This is a genomic window from Acidilobus saccharovorans 345-15, assembly GCF_000144915.1.
Lineage (GTDB): Archaea > Thermoproteota > Thermoprotei_A > Sulfolobales > Acidilobaceae > Acidilobus > Acidilobus saccharovorans.
On record NC_014374.1, the window covers coordinates 909,471 to 926,065 of the forward strand.

18 protein-coding genes and 1 tRNA gene are annotated in these 16,595 nt (G+C 56.5%); 11 read left to right on the forward strand and 8 right to left on the reverse strand.

Annotated features, from left to right (window positions below; all coding sequences use genetic code 11):
• Positions 1 to 40 precede the first annotated feature (40 nt).
• Complete coding sequence (locus tag ASAC_RS04520) at positions 41 to 505, forward strand: DsrE/DsrF/DrsH-like family protein (protein WP_013266817.1); 465 nt, start codon at positions 41 to 43, stop codon at positions 503 to 505.
• A gap of 123 nt (positions 506 to 628) precedes the next feature.
• On the opposite strand, the gene ASAC_RS04525 is transcribed toward ASAC_RS04520, so the two are convergent.
• Both ASAC_RS04525 and ASAC_RS04530 read right to left on the reverse strand, forming a co-directional pair.
• Positions 629 to 1,405, reverse strand: a complete 777-nt coding sequence (locus tag ASAC_RS04525; protein WP_013266818.1) for a metallophosphoesterase family protein — start codon at positions 1,403 to 1,405, stop codon at positions 629 to 631.
• A gap of 140 nt (positions 1,406 to 1,545) precedes the next feature.
• A tRNA-Val gene (locus ASAC_RS04530) sits at positions 1,546 to 1,623 on the reverse strand.
• A gap of 97 nt (positions 1,624 to 1,720) precedes the next feature.
• Here ASAC_RS04530 and ASAC_RS04535 point away from each other — a divergent pair.
• From ASAC_RS04535 to ASAC_RS04550, 4 genes are read left to right on the forward strand one after another with little or no spacing between them, the layout of a single operon-like run.
• Positions 1,721 to 3,220, forward strand: a complete 1,500-nt coding sequence (locus tag ASAC_RS04535; RefSeq protein WP_420805108.1) for an MFS transporter — start codon at positions 1,721 to 1,723, stop codon at positions 3,218 to 3,220.
• Between the two features lie 43 nt (positions 3,221 to 3,263).
• Complete coding sequence (gene amrB, locus ASAC_RS04540; RefSeq protein ID WP_013266820.1) at positions 3,264 to 4,130, forward strand: AmmeMemoRadiSam system protein B; 867 nt, start codon at positions 3,264 to 3,266, stop codon at positions 4,128 to 4,130.
• 21 nt (positions 4,131 to 4,151) lie between these two features.
• Complete coding sequence (locus ASAC_RS04545; RefSeq protein ID WP_013266821.1) at positions 4,152 to 4,940, forward strand: hypothetical protein; 789 nt, start codon at positions 4,152 to 4,154, stop codon at positions 4,938 to 4,940.
• 41 nt (positions 4,941 to 4,981) lie between these two features.
• A complete protein-coding gene (locus ASAC_RS04550; protein WP_013266822.1) occupies positions 4,982 to 5,710 on the forward strand; it encodes an isopentenyl phosphate kinase in 729 nt (242 codons plus the stop codon).
• Here the strand turns inward: ASAC_RS04550 and ASAC_RS04555 are convergent.
• Genes ASAC_RS04555 through ASAC_RS04565 form a run of 3 tightly spaced genes read right to left on the reverse strand, consistent with a single transcriptional unit; the run spans position 5,694 to position 9,668 of the window.
• Positions 5,694 to 7,157 (reverse strand): DUF790 family protein, encoded by a 1,464-nt coding sequence (locus tag ASAC_RS04555; protein WP_013266823.1) that lies wholly within the window; start codon positions 7,155 to 7,157, stop codon positions 5,694 to 5,696. The two genes, ASAC_RS04550 and ASAC_RS04555, sit on opposite strands and share 17 nt — an antisense overlap.
• On the reverse strand, positions 7,144 to 8,484 hold the full coding sequence (locus tag ASAC_RS04560; RefSeq protein WP_013266824.1) for a DEAD/DEAH box helicase family protein: 1,341 nt from the start codon (positions 8,482 to 8,484) through the stop codon (positions 7,144 to 7,146). The genes ASAC_RS04555 and ASAC_RS04560 overlap by 14 nt, the downstream gene beginning before the upstream one ends.
• A gap of 50 nt (positions 8,485 to 8,534) precedes the next feature.
• On the reverse strand, positions 8,535 to 9,668 hold the full coding sequence (locus tag ASAC_RS04565; protein ID WP_148217151.1) for a saccharopine dehydrogenase family protein: 1,134 nt from the start codon (positions 9,666 to 9,668) through the stop codon (positions 8,535 to 8,537).
• A 225-nt stretch (positions 9,669 to 9,893) separates the two neighbouring features.
• Here ASAC_RS04565 and ASAC_RS04570 point away from each other — a divergent pair, with 225 nt between their 5' ends.
• Together ASAC_RS04570 and ASAC_RS04575 are read left to right on the forward strand one after the other, a co-directional pair.
• The gene (locus tag ASAC_RS04570) at positions 9,894 to 10,241 is read left to right on the forward strand and encodes a hypothetical protein (protein ID WP_013266826.1); all 348 of its coding nucleotides are present in this window, start codon (positions 9,894 to 9,896) and stop codon (positions 10,239 to 10,241) included.
• A 75-nt stretch (positions 10,242 to 10,316) separates the two neighbouring features.
• The gene (locus tag ASAC_RS04575) at positions 10,317 to 11,447 is read left to right on the forward strand and encodes a cation:proton antiporter (RefSeq protein WP_158303791.1); all 1,131 of its coding nucleotides are present in this window, start codon (positions 10,317 to 10,319) and stop codon (positions 11,445 to 11,447) included.
• Positions 11,448 to 11,488: 41 nt separating this feature from the next.
• Here ASAC_RS04575 and ASAC_RS04580 read toward each other — a convergent pair whose 3' ends face one another.
• Together ASAC_RS04580 and ASAC_RS04585 are read right to left on the reverse strand one after the other, a co-directional pair.
• Positions 11,489 to 12,343 (reverse strand): SPFH domain-containing protein, encoded by an 855-nt coding sequence (locus ASAC_RS04580; RefSeq protein WP_013266828.1) that lies wholly within the window; start codon positions 12,341 to 12,343, stop codon positions 11,489 to 11,491.
• 65 nt (positions 12,344 to 12,408) lie between these two features.
• A complete protein-coding gene (locus tag ASAC_RS04585) occupies positions 12,409 to 13,719 on the reverse strand; it encodes an NfeD family protein (protein ID WP_013266829.1) in 1,311 nt (436 codons plus the stop codon).
• A gap of 59 nt (positions 13,720 to 13,778) precedes the next feature.
• On the opposite strand from ASAC_RS04585, the gene ASAC_RS04590 reads away from it, so the two are divergent.
• From ASAC_RS04590 to ASAC_RS04600, 3 genes are all read left to right on the forward strand, one after another.
• Positions 13,779 to 14,210: an NfeD family protein gene (locus tag ASAC_RS04590; protein ID WP_013266830.1), complete on the forward strand. Its 432-nt coding sequence runs from the start codon at positions 13,779 to 13,781 to the stop codon at positions 14,208 to 14,210.
• A gap of 193 nt (positions 14,211 to 14,403) precedes the next feature.
• A complete protein-coding gene (locus ASAC_RS04595; protein ID WP_013266831.1) occupies positions 14,404 to 14,754 on the forward strand; it encodes a Rieske (2Fe-2S) protein in 351 nt (116 codons plus the stop codon).
• Positions 14,755 to 14,858: 104 nt separating this feature from the next.
• On the forward strand, positions 14,859 to 15,197 hold the full coding sequence (locus ASAC_RS04600; RefSeq protein WP_013266832.1) for a DNA-directed RNA polymerase subunit G: 339 nt from the start codon (positions 14,859 to 14,861) through the stop codon (positions 15,195 to 15,197).
• Here the strand turns inward: ASAC_RS04600 and ASAC_RS07650 are convergent.
• On the reverse strand, positions 15,194 to 15,694 hold the full coding sequence (locus tag ASAC_RS07650; protein ID WP_013266833.1) for a DUF1947 domain-containing protein: 501 nt from the start codon (positions 15,692 to 15,694) through the stop codon (positions 15,194 to 15,196). The two genes, ASAC_RS04600 and ASAC_RS07650, sit on opposite strands and share 4 nt — an antisense overlap.
• Before the next feature lie 325 nt (positions 15,695 to 16,019).
• Here ASAC_RS07650 and ASAC_RS04610 point away from each other — a divergent pair, with 325 nt between their 5' ends.
• Positions 16,020 to 16,541 (forward strand): hypothetical protein, encoded by a 522-nt coding sequence (locus ASAC_RS04610; RefSeq protein ID WP_148217152.1) that lies wholly within the window; start codon positions 16,020 to 16,022, stop codon positions 16,539 to 16,541.
• Positions 16,542 to 16,595: the final 54 nt, after the last annotated feature.

The window sequence follows — 16,595 nt, forward strand, 5'->3', positions numbered from 1 at the left end:
TATAATAGCTTCAAGCGTTTTCTAAAGGGCGGCGAGAGCCTTGAGCGAGGGGAAGAGGAAGCTGGGTATAGTGTTCGCCTCAGGCGCCTCCAACAGGATATGCTGCCTAATAATATACGGCGCCACGGCGCTGGCCATGGGCTATGACGTAAGGGTGCACCTGGTTAACGAGGGGTTGGTTGCCTTTAAGAAGGACGTCCTGCCCAAGCTGAGCACTGACGACATAGACCTGACCACGTTCCCGCAGTACTTCAAGCCCTACGTGGAGACCTACCTGAAGAACCTCAAGGAGTCGATCAGCTCCGGCAAGGTCAAGGACTGGTACTCGTGGATAAAGGAGCTGAAGGACCTCTACAGGGACTCGTTCAAGATATACGCCTGTCCCCTGGCGGCCCAGTTCTACAACATTAAGAAGGAGGACCTAGCGGACGTGGTTGACGACATAAAGGGCGCCGAGGCGTTCCTTGACGAGGTCTACGGGGGCCCCATACTTTACATAGGCTGAGCCGGCATCTCTTCAATGACTTTTTGGGCCTACGTGTTTTTCGGCCTCGCACGAGAGCTTTCAATCACCGCTTCAGCCGGTTTGCTATCGCTCATCGGCCACCTGATCCTTTGGTTCAGAACGTTAATTAGCTAAGCCCCGGGCCCTTGAAGGCACCCTGGCCTCCAGGAACATCAGCTTAAGGGCACCCATGTAGGGCTCCGGCACCCCTAGGGCCTCAAGGTCCCTGACAATGAGGCTGGCGTCATATTTGGCCCTCTTTAGCTCCACTTTACCGTTATCAACGTCAATGACCGCGTAGGCCGCCCTCGGGTCCCCGTCCCTTGGCTGGCCCACGCTGCCCGGGTTCATGAGGAGGCTGCCCCCGACCCTCCTCATAAACTGGTAATGCGTGTGCCCCACCAGGTACATGGAATAGCCCGGCCTGTTGCCAGCGGGCAATGAGAGCCTGAGGCTCCTCACTAGCATTTTCCTTACGGAGTCGTCATCAAGCCATGGATAGACGTAGCCGTAAAGGGGGCTTGAGGGGGAACCGTGAACTGCCATCGACCTCCCCATGTAGCCTAGGTCGAGCTCCAGCCGCTCAGGCCATGAAGCTATAAACGCTAAATCGCCACGGGAAACCAGCCTTTTCGTGAAGTTCTCCCTGAAGAAGACGCTTACCCAGTGAGTCTCCTCGCCGCACATGCAGTCAACGCCGTGAACCAAGGCGTTATCATGGTTCCCCATGACAGCCCTTGCGCCAACGGACCTAAGTATGTCTATAACCTCGCCTGGCCTTGGGCCATAGTCCACGGCGTCCCCAAGAAACAGCACCTCGTCGTAGCTCTCAGAGCTAATAACGGCACGTAAGGCATAAGGGTTTCCGTGAGCGTCGCTCAGCACCAACAGCTTCGTCATGATCTCTAGCCCTGAAACCCCTTACACTACGCTGCTGAATTTAGGGACGTTTATGTACATAACTCGCTTGCCTTCATGGCACAGAACGAACGACAAGCCTTGCCCTTCAGGGCGTAGGGGCCGGCCAACTTACAGGCAGGTGGTGGGCCCGGCCGGACTTGAACCGGCGACCTCCGCCGTGTCAGGGCGGCGTCCTAACCAATCTAGACTACGGGCCCACCAGCACTCTTGGCTTTCGGCCTAGTTTTTAAGCTCTGTGCAGCCGCAAAAGTTAATAGTAAGGTATAAGATATTTCGGTTAGCTTGATACTCAAGGTGGCCGGCTTGGAGTACAAGTGGAAGGCGCTGTCAGTTACAAGCGTCGGCTCGCTGATGTCGGCAATAGACAGCACCGTGGTGCTCCTGGCACTCGTTCCCATAGCTGAGGACCTTCACGCCGACTACGTGACCATAGTCTGGATAGTTGTAGCTTACCTTCTCGCCAACACTTCCCTGGTGCTCACTTTTGGAAGGGTCGGCGACACCTACGGGAGGAAGAAGATATACAACGCCGGCTTCGTAGTCTTCACAATAGGCTCCCTGCTCTCGGCGCTGTCCCAGAGCGGCCTTGAGCTGGTGGCCTTCAGGGCCCTGCAGGGCATAGGCTCGGCTATGATGCTATCAAACTCCCTTGCAATAATTTCTGAGGCGTTCCCAGTCAACGAGAGGGGCAGGGCGCTGGGCATTAACTCCATAGTGTGGTCCTCGGGCACGGTGCTCGGCATAATCCTAGGAGGGCTAATAATAACGTATACCACGTGGAGGTGGATATTCCTGATCAACGTGCCCATAGGAATCTTTGGGACGGCGTGGGCTTACGCGACCCTCAGGGAGACTAAGTTCAGGAGGGTCGGCGAAAACTTTGACGTGCCCGCGGCCGTCCTGTTCACTTTGGGTATACTCGCGCTCCAGCTGGGCTTCACTTTAGGCCTCCTAAGGGGGTGGTCCGACGTGTACACGCTGCTGTCATTTGCGGCGGCACCCCCGCTGCTCGCGGCGTTCGCCTTCTGGGAGCTGTATAAGGTTAGGGACCCTATCGTAGACCTCAGGATGTTTAAGTACAACAGAATGTTCACGGCGTCAATATTCACGGCAACCGTGCAGAGCCTGGCCATGTTTGCGGTAAACTTCCTCCTCCTGTTCTACCTTGAGGGCATATTCGGCCTGCCAGTGCTGACGGCCTCCTACTTAATAATACCCATGGCCGCCGTCAACATGATAGCTGGTCCCATAGGGGGCAGGCTGACCGACAAGTATGGTCCGAGGCCAATAGCCACGGCAGGCCTTGTAATACAGGGCGCTGCGCTGTTCCTGCTAGCGATGATGAACGCCAGGACCCCGCTCTGGTGGGTTGCCATGGTGGAGGGCATCTATGGCCTTGGAGGCGGCCTCTTCTGGCCCTCAAACACGACAGCCGTAATATCGTCAGCTCCCAGGGAGAGGTATGGGGTCGCCTCTGGGACTCTAACCACGTTCAGGAACACGGGAATGATCCTGAGCTTCGCCGTCTCCTTGACGTCGGTGACGGCCGCCCTGCCTGCGTACTACGTCTACCAGCTCTTTGTCGGCACTTTGAGCGGCCACCTCCCCTCGTCGTTAATGGTAAGCTACCTCAACGCCCAGGCCTTCGCCTACCATGTCTCCCTTGGGCTTCTGGCCATAGCTGCAGTGCTCTCGGCCCTCAGGCCTTCGGGCACCCTCGCTAGGCACTCGGGGATGAAGGAGGTCGCCGCCCACCCTATGGTTAGGACAAGCGATGATAACGGCAGGAGCTAACTGTTTAAATTTTGATCGCCCAGCTAGCCCAGGTGAAGAGCTGGTGCAGGAAATAAGGAAGCCCGCCCACGCTGGCAGCTTTTACCCTGCTGACAGGGATGACCTTGTAAAGTCAATAGAGTCAAGCTTCCTTCACAGGCTTGGCCCAGGAAAGCTCCCCCAGGCGCCGCCCTCAAGGAATAGGACAAGCGTTGGCTACCTGGTGCCCCACGCAGGTTACATGTATAGCGGCCCCGTCGCCGCGCATAGCTACTATAACATGGCTCAGGAGGGAGCCCCCAAGGTAGTTGTGGTGGCAGGCCCCAACCACACGGGCCTCGGCGAGGCCGCCTCGCTCTGGCAGGGGGACGCGTGGGAGACCCCCCTTGGAACTGTTGAGGTTGACAGAGAGGTCGAGAAACTGATAATATCAAATACCAAGTACTTCACCTTCGATAATGAGGCGCACCTGTACGAGCACTCGGTGGAGGTCCAGGTCCCATTCCTTCAGTATATCTTTGACTCCAACTTTAAGCTCGTCCCCATAGTGATAAAGCTTCAGAACCCTGAGGTGTCCAAGGACCTAGCAGACGCCCTAGTCAAGATAATTAATGAGAACGGGGTTGACCTGCTCTTCGTGGCCAGCAGTGACATGAACCACTACGAGCCCCACGACGTGACTGTCTCAAAGGATAACGAGGCCCTGAGGTACGTGGAGTCCCTGGACCCCGAGGGGCTTTTCAGGGTGCTTGAAGCAGACGACATAACCATGTGCGGGCCAGGCCCGGCGATGACACTGCTTTACATGGGAAGAAGCCTGGGCGCCACCAGGGCCGTCATATTGAAGCACGCAACGTCAGGTGACGTGACCGGCGAGAAGGACTGGGTAGTTGGCTACGCCTCCGCCGTGGTGCCGCTTCCTGGCAAGTAAAGATATCTACGGTGGCCTCCCTTGAGGCTCTCGCTAAGGCTGCCCCTCATAGTGATGGGCATTCCAATAGATGAGGTGGTAAACCCTTACCTAGTAGTGCCGGGCGAGCAGGTGAAGTTTGAGCTGAAGTACCAGGAGAACTGTGAAAGGGCTGACCTCAGCGCCGAGGGCTTGTCACAGGAGGTTGTCGGAAAGGCCAGGGAGTTCTGGAGAAGGCTGATGAGCGGCCTTAACATGAACGACTGCTCCTACGTTAGGTCAGAGGGCCTGCCCCAGAGGCGGCCCGTTGCAAGCACCTATGCGGCCTTAACAACGGCGCTCCTTTACCTCACCGCCAGGTCGCACTCGGACACAGTGGACGAGCTGGAGATAGTCGAGATGGGAAGGATGTCAGACCCCTGGGGGGAGGGGGCCACGTGGTGGCAGAGCTCCATAGACGCCATGAGGTACGTGGCCGCCAGCGGCAAGGCCGCTGCGTACAGGAGCGAGGATGAAGTCGTTGACCTGCAGTTGGGCCGGGTAGACCTTAACATGGAGGTCAGGGCGTCCTCTGTGGTTGGAAAGGGGGCCACAAGGCAGGAGCTGGGCGAGAGCCTCTTTGACGCGGCGGTGCACATGATAGGCCAGGCCGTCGTGGACCTCTCGGACTCCCTTACGTCAGGCTCCCCACTTAGGGGTGAGCTAGTTAAGAGGCTGAGGGTTCAGAACGCGGCAGCCTACCTCTTCTATGGGGTGCAGACGCCCCAGGGGGAGTGCGAGTGGGTCCCCGGGCTTCCTGGCGAGCTTGAGCTGATGTGCCTTACGGCCTAGGCTTATTTTCCCTTGAGTTAAAGTTAGCGCGGAGATGAAACTTGAGGTGCAACCTAGCTGTAGTCAAGCTGGGGGGCTCCGCTATAACCGATAAGTCCTCGCCAGAGACCGTCAGGTGGGACGTGCTTGAGAGCCTCTCCGCGCAGGTGGCCAGCTACCTCAAGGCGGGCGGACGGCTGGCCCTAGTCCACGGCGGGGGTAGCTTTGGACATTACATAGTGAGCAGGCTGCTCTCCGAGAGAGGAAGGCTAGGCCCCAGCGAGGTCTCAGAAGTGCAGAGGGAGATGCTCCTTCTCGGAATTACCGTGGTCAACAGCCTCCTGTCGCACGGGGTGCCCGTTAGCCTTCATGCCGCCCACAGCATGTGTGTCGGCGAGAGAAGCTGTGAGCTGACCCCGATGCTAAGGGACCTCGCGGCCGGCCTAACGCCGCTAACTTATGGGGACGCCGTGCTCACTGAAAGGGGAGGGGTGGTAGTAAGCGGCGACACCATAGCGTCCATGCTGGCCTCTGAGGCTAAGGCTGACTGCCTGATCTACGTGTCTGACGTCGATGGCGTAATAGGCCCTGAGGGAAAGGTCTTAAGGGTTGTAAGCCCAAGGGATGAAATAGCTGACATAACCAAACGTGGGGTTGACGTCACGGGCAGCATGAAGGGTAAGATCGCTGAGGCGGCCTCAGCCAAGGTCGCGAACACCAGGATAGTCAGGTGGGACTCGCTCCTGAGGGCCCTTAACGGCGAGGAGGTAGGCACTAGGGTCGTGCCCTGACCTTTACTACCACGGCGTCGTTCAGCCCCGTCCATCTGAGCGAGTAGCCAACTAGGGCCAGGGCCTCCTGAACCCAGGGGCCATACTTTGAGGTCAGCTCGGAGAGCCTCCTGCCCTCAAGGCTTTCCCTGCTGAGGCTGTCAAGGAGCTCCCTTTTGACGAAGTAGTTCCTGAGCTTAACGTAGCCCTCCACCGTGCCATTAAACCTCCTCACGTCGTCAACCGTAACGCCATAGCGTTTAGCGACGTCTTCAAAGCTCACGTAGCTGCCCTTCACGTCTAACCTTTCTGGCAGCCGCCCGGCGTGACTAGAAAGCCTCGCCTTTAGCCACTCGTATATTGGCGCCACGTTAACTTTATCCTTGTAGGAAACAACGTCGTGGCCAGTCAACTTAAAGGCCCCAACGCCAAGTGACTCGTTGACGACAAGAAGTATGGGGTCCCTGAGGCCGGCCAGCTTCCTGAGCTTGGCGTTTATGTACTCCTTGGTCCAGAAGCCCACGACCTCTATGAATACCTTAGAGCTCCCACTGATGACAGCAAAGTCTGGTATCATTATCTCGCCAGTTGATGTCACCAGGGGCTCCGGCTCCCTTATAACCAGCCAGCCGCTGTCCTTCGCCAGGAGGGTGAGCTTCCTGTAGAGGTCCTCCTCGACAGAGCTGTCAAACGTTATGCCTGAGACGGTGGGCCTTGTGGGCATAGGCGCGTCGTCGCTAGTTACCTCCACGGTCACTATCCTCCTGGTCCTTCCCACCGCAACCTGCGCCCTGAGCCTCCAGCTGGCGCTCCTGAGCAGGTGAGGCACAAGCCTTGCCATCAGCCTGCCGTACCTGTCGGTTAGCTTAGCCAGCGACACCGGCCCGTAGACGTCGACCTGGACAGGCCTTGACCTTGCATAGTACATGAGTCCCATCGCCTTAATTGACCTGAGCAGGTCCTTCCAATTGTCGCTGACCTCAAGCGTAACCATGTAGGACCTCAGCAGGAGGCCCTCCAGCTCCTCCATGTTATACTCCTCCATGAGATCCCTGGGGCCTATTGCGGGCCCAGAAACTATGACGCGCTCAAGGTCCAAGTCAGAGTACATGAACCTCTCAGCGTCGACACCCAGCTGTTTAGTTACCTCCTCGAGCCTCCTGCGCCTCTCCTCCTCAGAGAGGGCCGGGCCTCCCTCGAAGAGCTTCTGCCTTATCATGTATGGACTTACCGGGGACTCCTCCTCAAGCACTAAATACCTCAGGGCCACCTCCGTGATGCCGTCAACAAGCTTAGGGTCGTATATCCTCCTGAGGGGCTTTAGCTCCTCAAGGGCCTCCCCAAGTTTAAGCCCAGGCCTGAGGTGCCTTAACACCTCAGAGAACAGGTCCAGGTCGTCCTCGCCTGCGAAGAGCACCCTGGCCCTGGCGCCTCTAACTATAAGCCTTACCAGGTCAGACCTCAGCACCTGACCTCCTCCTCATGCTCAGCCTGCTGTCGCTCGTGCCCTTCGTCACCAGCTCTATGAGGAGGGCCCTCTTGCCCTCCGCGGGCCTCAGGACCCTGCCGAGCCTCTGTATGAACTGCCGCGGAGTCCCATAGCCTCCGACAACTATGGCCACGCTTGCGTCAGGCACGTCAACCCCTTCGTCGAACACGCTCGAGGCCACTATGACTTTGTATGCGCCCTTCCTGAAGAGCTCGAGTATCTTGAGCCTCTCCTGCTTAGGCGTCTTATAGGTCACGGCCGGCACGAGAAACTCGCGCGAGATCCTGTATGCCATTTCCGTGTCCCTAGTGAATATCAGCACTTTCCTGTCGCTGTACTCCGCCAGAAGCTTCCTCAATGAATCAATTTTAGCCCTAGAGTTAACGGCTATCCTGACGGACTCGTACCAGGCCTCCACGGCGTCCCTGGCTACCGGGTTCTTTGCGGCCAACGACAGCAGCCTGTGAAAGTCCTCCAGCGACCTCAACGTGACGCCGAGCCTCTTCAGGTCTTCCCTTAGCCTGGCCCTCAGGGACTCATACCTTGACTTCTCGTCGTCCGTGAGGCTTACGTAAACCCTCTTAATGTCGTAGTCTGAGAGGTACTTGCCTCTCAGCTCCGCTGGCGAGACCCTTATCACTATGGGGCCCACCAGGTCAGGTAACAGGACGTGCCTTCCGTCCTCCCTCTCAGGCGTCGCAGTGAGGCCAAGCCTGTAGGGAGAGGCCAGCACCTGGGCGACCTCCATGTAGCCGGGTGACGGGAGGTGGTGCACCTCGTCAAAAATGGCCAGCACGAACCTGTTGCCCAGCTCCTCAGCCCTGCTGTACGCGCTGTCATATGTAGATACCGTAATGCCCGCCACGTCGCTTTCGCCGCCGCCCAATATGCCGGGCGTCACGCTCAGGTGCCTCATTATTGCGCTTTTCCACTGGTGAAGCAGGTCTATCGTTGGCACCACGATTATTGTGGCGGCTCCTACCTCCTGGATGGCGGCCAGCGCGACGAGGGTCTTGCCAGCTCCTGTGGGGAGCACCACCACCCCCCTCATGCCGGCCCTCTTCCACGCCTCAAGGGCCCTCTCCTGGTAGTCCCTGAGCCTAATCCTCGGGGCGCGGAGGGCCTGGAGCGGGATGGGGTCAAGGACCCTGTCATCAACAGTTAAGCCTGACTCTCGAATGTAGTTCAGTACTTCATAGTACTTATATGGCAGCCCGACGTAGCCTCCGATCCTCTCATCGTACCTTAGGCCCGGCGCGTAAGAGTCGCTTACCAGCAGCCCCCTCCTGTAGCTGAGCTTAACCAAGGGCTCCCTTTACCTTAGGGAGACGTTGCAAGGCGAGGTTAAAGGCCTTCTCAGCGAATTTCAAGTTCCCCTGCGAGCTCTTCCTCCTCCACTGGCATGCCATTTATGGCCAGCCTTGTCATTATGTCCCCTGAGGCGTCCTCGCTGAGGCCCAGTGACTCGGGGTAAACCAGGCCCGTGCCCCTCACCTTGCCCTCCAGCACGGCGAGCGCGGCAAACCCGAGGAAGCTTCCGGTTACCTTGGCCATGGCCGTCGTCCCGTCCTCGGCCCTGGTGACCTGGGTAAACCTGATCCCGCCGCCAGACTTGCCGTACACGTCAACCACTAGCACTACTATATCCCTGAAGTTAACCCTCATAGACCATATAAGGGAGGCCAGCACCTCATCAGCCATAACCTCGTAGTTGCCGACGTGTATTGGCTTGTGTTCAAGGAGGCCCAACTTCTTGAGGCCCTTAATGAAGGCCACGTGGCCAGGCCACCTCAACGTGTACTCGGCCAGGAAGGACGCGTTTGAGTAGCTCTTGAGCAGCGTCCTGAGGCCGTCCGTCGGGAAGTACTCCAGCTCACCAACGCCTGGGACGTATATTGTTCCCATGGGGCCTGAGAGCGGATCCACTGCCACAACCTTGCCATCAACTATCGTCCTGGCAGGCCTCCTGTACTCATCTACCAGGTCAGATATGCTCCAGCTCGGCACGAGGCCAAGAGGTGGGTCGGGCCTCTCGCTTATGCCACCTACATAAATTTTAGCTCCCTTAAGGCCTCCCAGCTTCCTGTCGCCTATTCCAATGAGCATATTTGAGAGCCCGGGGGCGACGCCAGCATCCATGAGCAGCAGTATTCCAGCCTTAGAGGCCAGCTGGCCCAGCTCCTCCGGGTCCTCAGGGAAGAATGAGACGTCTACTATGTTGGCGCCCAGGTTTATCAGGCCCTTAAGGGCCTTGTAGGCTATGCTCCCTGGCAGGGCGGTAACTATGAGGTCCACGGTGCCTACGGCCTTCTTAACATCGTCAGGCGACAGCGCGTCAGCCACGGCGTAAGGCATTCTGAGCCTCTCGGCGGTCCTCGACAGAGAGTCTTTGGCCTTATCTACAAGGATCACTTCATGGCCCTCCCCCCTTATTACCGAGGCCGCTACGGAGCCCACGCCCCCAGCGCCTATCACTGCAACTCTAGCCAAAGCTTAGCACCGCCACAGAGAAGCTGCATCTCCACCATATTTAAAGTTGATCTTGGCGGCCCGCGCTGGCCCTGATGGGCCCCGGGCTAGGGAGTTCCGATACTCCTCACCACTCGGTAGACCCTCTTGTCCTCACCGCCCGAGGCGCGCTGCCTAGTGCAGCACTAAAAATAAATGCGGCTTAGCCCTATAACCTCTGCTTGCCAAACTATAGGCTGAGGAGCCTTGGAGGACGAGAGGCTCTCCAGGGCCTTATATAAAGTTGTGGAGCTTGAGGGCAAGGTGCCTGAGAGCATAGCTGACGGCTCCCTTGAAGAGGCCCTGAGAGAGCTGGCTGAGATGCTCAGCTCCCTAGAGCTGTCTTCAAAGGAGCCTCAGGTCGTCAGAAGGCCCTACGCTGGGATCAGCACGGAGGTAAAGCTCCTGAGCGAGATGGCGTTGGCCCTCAGGCTCAGGATGCTTCAAACGGGCAGACATAACGTGATCGGACTTAACTACTTCTACCACCGGCTGGATCAGGTCATATCTTACCTCCTTGAGGGCAGGCAGAGCAGGGGAGCGCTGTCATTATAATTTATCCGTGGTATGTTAGAAGAGCGGGGGCCAACCTCGCAGGAGTTAGGGCTTGAACTGCTGGGCCTCTCGCTTATGATATTAGTTGGCAAGGTTCTGGGCGACGTCACCGAGAAGTATGGATATGGGAGAATAACTGGTGAGCTGCTAGGAGGAATGATAATGGGTCCCTTCGCCCTGGGAGGCATTATAAATGGCCTCCTAAACGTTAAACTGTTTTACCTTGGCTCTGAAGTGCTGTTCCTATCGCAGCTCTCCGTCATTTTCCTGGTATTTGCGTCAGGCCTGGAGCACGGCTCTGCCCCCCTGAGGAGGGCAGGGGCATGGGGCGCCCTTGGGGCTATCATGGGCGCCCTTGTGCCCTTTGCGCTCATTGTCGCTATCAGGGACTACCTCTCATTGAACCTTGATGTATCCATGATAGTTGGCTCCGCCCTGGCGCCAACCAGCCTAGCGGTGGTCTCGGGCTCTCTTCAGTCGGCGAGGGCTAATGGCAAGTGGGCCGACTTCCTGCTCTCGGCCTCAGCGATAGACGACGTGGTCTCATTAATCCTCCTCTCAATAGCCTTCGGGGTCTCCGAGTCCCACGGCACTACGCTCGTCGGCGTGATAAAGGTTGTGGCCTTCTACTCAGTGGCATGGATCATAATATTTGTCACGTCAATAAAGGTGGTGCCGTTCCTCACGTCAAGGGTCGGAGGCCAGTACATTCTTGAGATGTCCCTAGTAGTCCTCTTTGGCATAATAGTCATAATGCAGGCCCTTGGGTTCTCGCCGATAATAGCCGCCTTCATAGCTGGCGTCTCGCTGAGCGAGTTCTCAGGCTCCCAGAGGCTCCAGGAGTTCTCGAGGTCCTTCCTGCTGGTCTTTGGGTCCATATTCTTCGTCGTGGTTGGCGCGGAGTTCGACTTAGCCACAATGGGCCTGACCGGCCTGTTAGCCTCGCTGATCATGATCGCAGCCGCCTTAATTGGCAAGCTGGCCGGCGTCCTGCCCTTCGCCTACGCAATGACTAGGAATGGGAAGGAGTCGGTGCTCGCCGGGACTGGCATGGAGCCGAGGGGAGAGGTTGGCCTTGCCATTGCGTCAGCCGCGCTTCAGCTAGGCTTCATAGACCAGCGCTGCTATAGCGCGCTAACACTTTCACTTATGCTCACGACAATACTAGGCCTCATAGCCTACAGCAGGGCCATACGGATGTTATAAAAGGCCTTTGGGCCATTATGATATTATAAGGGCCCTTGAGCTCACTTCTGCTGTTGCCCCGCCTGCGGGCCTCCGCCCTGCTTCTTCTCCTCACTGACAACTAGGTCCCTAACGCCCATGAGGCCCACTGGGGACATGGGCCCTCCTGCGGGCGGGCCTGCGATAGGCAGGTTGGCAGGTATGAAGACGAGCATGTTCTTGCCCTCCATGCCCAGCTCATATATCATGTTCATCCACCTCAGCATGAACGCCCTGTCGTTGTTAACATAGAGGTTTGCAGCTTCAACCATCTTCTGGGCGGCCTCGTACTCGGCCTGAGCAAGCGTCACCCTGGCCCTCCTCTCCCTCTCGGCCTGCGCCTGCCTTGACATGGCCTGGACCAGGTCAGGGGGTATCTCGACGTTCCTTATCTCTACGGCAGTGACCTTGACGCCCCAGGTCTCAGTCTTGCTGTCAATTATGTTCCTGGCGAGCGCCGCCACCTTCTCCCTCTCGGTAAGTATCTCATCGAGCATCGTCTGGCCTATGACTTCCCTTAGGGTCGTCTCAGCCGCGAGCCTGGTGGCAACGTTGTAGTCCTCCACTTTAAGCACAACCTTCTCAAGGTCAACGGGCTGGTAGTACATCACGGCATCAACTATGACTGGTATGTTGTCCTTCGTGAGGCTCTGCTCGGTCCTAAAGGCTATGGCCTGAAGCCTCGTCGATATTCTCATGGGAACCCTACCTATTATTGGCGGCACGTACACTATCCCTGGACCCTTGAGGCCCGCAAACCTGCCAAGTATCAGGACGGGCAGCCTCTCCCACTCATTGACGACCTTTATTCCGCTCAGCAGAATTATGGCCACTATGAGCACGATAAACGCTATTATTATGTCAAGCGCTAAGCCCACTCAAATCACCACTTCTATGTAGTTAGCGAACTACTTAAACCTATCTAAGATGCCAGAATCCATATTCATGAACCCTTGTCCTCACCCGTGGCCCTCTCGACAAAGAGGGTTACCCCCTCGACTTTAACTACCTTTACCTTTTCCCCGACCTTTATGGTCTCGCCAGAGGCCGACACGGCCCTCCACACGATGCCCTGCACCCTGACCTCGCCCACGGGAGCTAGGTCGCTCACTACGACGCCGACATCACCTATCAGGGACTCAGGCCCAGCCATCACCCTCTTACGCTTCATGGGTGAGGCTATCCACCTTATGTAAAGTCCCAGCACAACGCCAACTATGGCCACAACGGAGTCCGTGAGCACGTACTTAGATGCAGTTGGGACGCTGGTGGCCACGTAGGGTATCCCCATGGCCAAGAGGTATATGCCCACAGCTGAAGTTATGGCCCCTGCTATCATTGCAAAGCCGTGACCCATCTTAAGCTCCAGGAACATTATTATGGCGCCCAGGAGCAGCAGCGTCAGGCCTATGGCCGAGGCGCCTATTATCTCGGCGCCCACGAGGCCCATCACTATGGCGGTCACGCCCACGGCCGACACTATAAACGTGGGGTGGAAGAGGTCTATCAGTATAGCCATGAAGCCCAGCGTTATTAGTATGCCGTCAACGGTGCTGTTGCTCAGAACGCTCAGGAACTGCTCATAAGCGTTTTCGGAGATCTGCACCTGGGTCACGTTAGTGAGGCCCCACTCACTCATGGCCTGGGAGAGGCTGTTCGAGACGTTATTTATCAGGTGATACCTTAGGGCCTCCTCAGCAGTGAAAGCCCTATCATCAACTACCATTATCTTGGCTGCCGTCGCGTTCCTGCCCCACTTGCTTGCCAACGACTCCATAAACGCTATCATCGCGTCCTCGGTGTGGTTCTGCTCAAGGGGCGTGCCCCCAACTACTATGGGGGTCGAGGGACCTATGAAGGTGCCGTTGTCCATTATGATGCTGTTAGTGGCCATGGCTATGTAGCTGCCAGCTGAGGCCGCCATACCGTCAGGGGGCACGTATGTGTAAACTGGTATGCCGGCGGCCTGAGCCTGCTCTATGTAGCTCACTATCTTAAGCATGTCGCTCAGGTAGCCGCCAGGGGTGTTCATAACGATGACTATAGCCTTAGCTTTCAGCAGCTCTGCAGTAGTCACAGCCCTCTGCATCATGGTTGACGACCCTAGGTCCACAGGGACGTCAAAGTTAACAACCACAACCGTGGCGTTGCTAGTTGGGGCTGACGCGGCCTCCGCATGCCACAGCTGGGCTGCGCCTATGGCTGCCAGCACGAGGGTTACTCCTAGCAGCCAGAGCAAGAGCTTTATCTTCAACTTCAGCCCTTTTTATGTGGAGCGGGCAAAAGCTATAAAGTAACGCTAAGGCGATAGGCATGGGCGGGCAGGCCAGCGTAGGCTTCTTCTCAAGGCTGAGGTGGGGGGTTGGCAGCACGGCGCTGGTGATAGGGCTCACTGCAGTTGCGGCTTACCTGATAGCCACCGGCCTAGAGCACAATGATGCCCTGAGGCTTTTCTCCGGAGGCATTCTAGCTATAGTGGACATAATAATTATCGTGGCCAAGGGCCTCGAGAGGATAACCCCTATGAAGCCTCCCTCTGAGAGCCTCGTTGGAAGGAGCGGCGTTGTTGTCATAAGTATAAGGCCTTCGAAGCCAGGCGTGGTCAGGGTTGATAATGAGCTGTGGTCAGCCATAAGCGACCTTGAGATCAAGGAGGGAAGCAGGGTTATAGTAGTTGAGAGGCAGGGCCTCTACGTTAAGGTTAAGCCTGTAAGTGATAAGAATATCGCCACAGATAAGGCCTGAGCGCGGCAAGAGACTAACCCATTTGAGGCGCCAAGCCGGTGCCTCAAATCCTAGCTAGGCGACCTATGTTGCGGCTCAGCCGCTGACGAGGCTTTATTCCAATACGTCGCGACCTTAGACCTTGGCTTAGGTGCCCCCGTGCAAAGATTTTTTAAATTGAACGTTAGATCAGCAATAACTAGGCGACCTATGTATGGTATTTCGTAAGATATCTGTCATGGCTAAAATCTTTGATGCAAGGGACCACGCGGTCGTTATTATAGACAATACTCCAGTACTCATAGTCAAGCATAACGGTGAGTTCTACGCCATGGACGCCAGGTGCCCCCACATGGGCTGCGGCGTGCTCAGTGACGTCGAGGACGGGCATATAGCTGTCTGCCCCCTCCACAAGGCTAAGTTTGACGTGCTCACTGGCGACATGGTTTCACAGCCTATAGTTATGCCTGAGAGAAAGTGCGAGTTCAACAAGGAGCTGCAGCCGCCGCTTAAGACCTACAGAGTGAGGGTGAGCCCTGAGGGCCTTCTTGAGATCGATATCTAACAGCACTTGTGCGCCGCGCCTCCGCCTCACGGGCTACCGCACCTTCAGGCCGGCGTGAGAGGTCAGCTTTTAAGCGGGCCCCACAGAGCGTAAGCGGAGCTGAAATGGTAAGCCTGAGCCTGGAGGTCAAGGACGTTCAGCCCTCAAAGCTCGAGGGCGTTAAGATAGCCAGGGCTGAGGGGCAGAGCGAGACGGTGACTTTTGACGTAATTGAGAGCATCTACACGGTGAACTCTGGGGATAAGATAGAGATTGTCATAGATGAGAGCAAGCCCAACGACCTTGACTCTTTCGAGTTCTGCGGCCACGGGTACCTGGCCGCGGACGAAAGTAAAGGATTCACGCTTCTGTCGCTGTGGGGCATACTCTTCAAGTTTGCGCCTCCCCTAGGACTTAAGGCCGATACTAAGTACTACCTCTGCATGAGGAGAGTCAAGGGCTAACTTATTAACTTCCAGAGCTGGTCGCCGGGGTAATGTAGGTTCTCTATCACCTTGCCCTTTGACTTCTCTTTAGCCATCTGCGATATGGTCTCGCTATCCTTAAGGGCCCTCCCGACGCCAACAGGCACGTTGCTCTGCTCATCTACTATTGCAACTACGTCGCCTTCCTTGAAGGTGCCAACGACCTTCCTTATGCCGGGGGCCATCAAGTCCGCGCCGCGACCTATGGCCTGGGAGGCCCCCCTGTCGACTACTACATACGGCAGCCACGAGAAGCCCCTCCTCAGGAGGCACATGAGCGTAGGTATCAGAACTCCCCTAACCCTAGCAAGGCACGCGAGCCCAGCATCAAAGTACACCGTGTAGTCTGAGGATCTAGCTTCCTCTAAATCATCCCAAGTAACGGGTACATTGCCGAGCCTGGCCTTAGCTTCATCAGCGAGCTGCTTAACGGCTTTCTTTGAGAGCTTATACCTGGTTGAGAACTTCCCTGGCATCTTAACCCCCAGCTCTTACATGACATAGCCTTAAAATATGTTCGTCTTATTACACGACATTATGGATCTCGCCCGGCTGTTAAATACCAAAGAAGTTGCGTCCTCACAGACCCGTTGCTCTTCATCTTTAAGATCAGCCAGTGAGCGCCTGTCATCGGACGCTCATATATGGTGCGTCCGGCAGGGCTAAAAGGCAGTGATAGGTGTGTTTGCACTATGGCGTGATCAACGCAATTGTATTATGGTTTTGACCTTAAGGTTTTCAAGCGTGAACACGTCATAGAGGTATTTAAGGGCCGAAGAGCGTGCGGTGATGGGGAAGAGCTTGAGCCAGGAAGGCAGTCATCAGAACAAACGACCCTCGCTCATGCTTATAGTTGTTGCAATGTTCCTGATAATTGTGGGCGGCGCCGTAAGCCTAGCGTACGCCATGTCGATGTTTTCAGCGTCCTACAACCCTAACTCTAACCTCACTAAGACGCTCTACAACGAGTCCCTGGCCAGAGGATATAATTACACAGTCGCGCAAATTCAGTCCCTTATGAGGCAGGCCTCTGAGGCGATAATGGGCGTAAGCGCGTTTATGATAGTGCTTGGGGTTCTCACATGGCTCTTCGTCTACAGGCCTGACACCGCCGGGCAGTACTCAAGGGCCTCCCTAAGCGCCCTTATGCTAGGGATACTTTACATACTGGTCGGCCTGGAGGGCCTAGCCTACAGCCTGCTCCTCTGTATCATTGGTGGTGGCATTCTGATATACGTTTGGTATAATCTAAGGAAGTACGCAAGGCTTGCGGCCGTTGCCGCCTCGCCAAGCGATTCAGGTAGCATGCAGGGCGGCATGTAGTCATCAATACTGAGCCTTTTAAGTATAACTTATGGCAGAGCCTATAAGGACCCG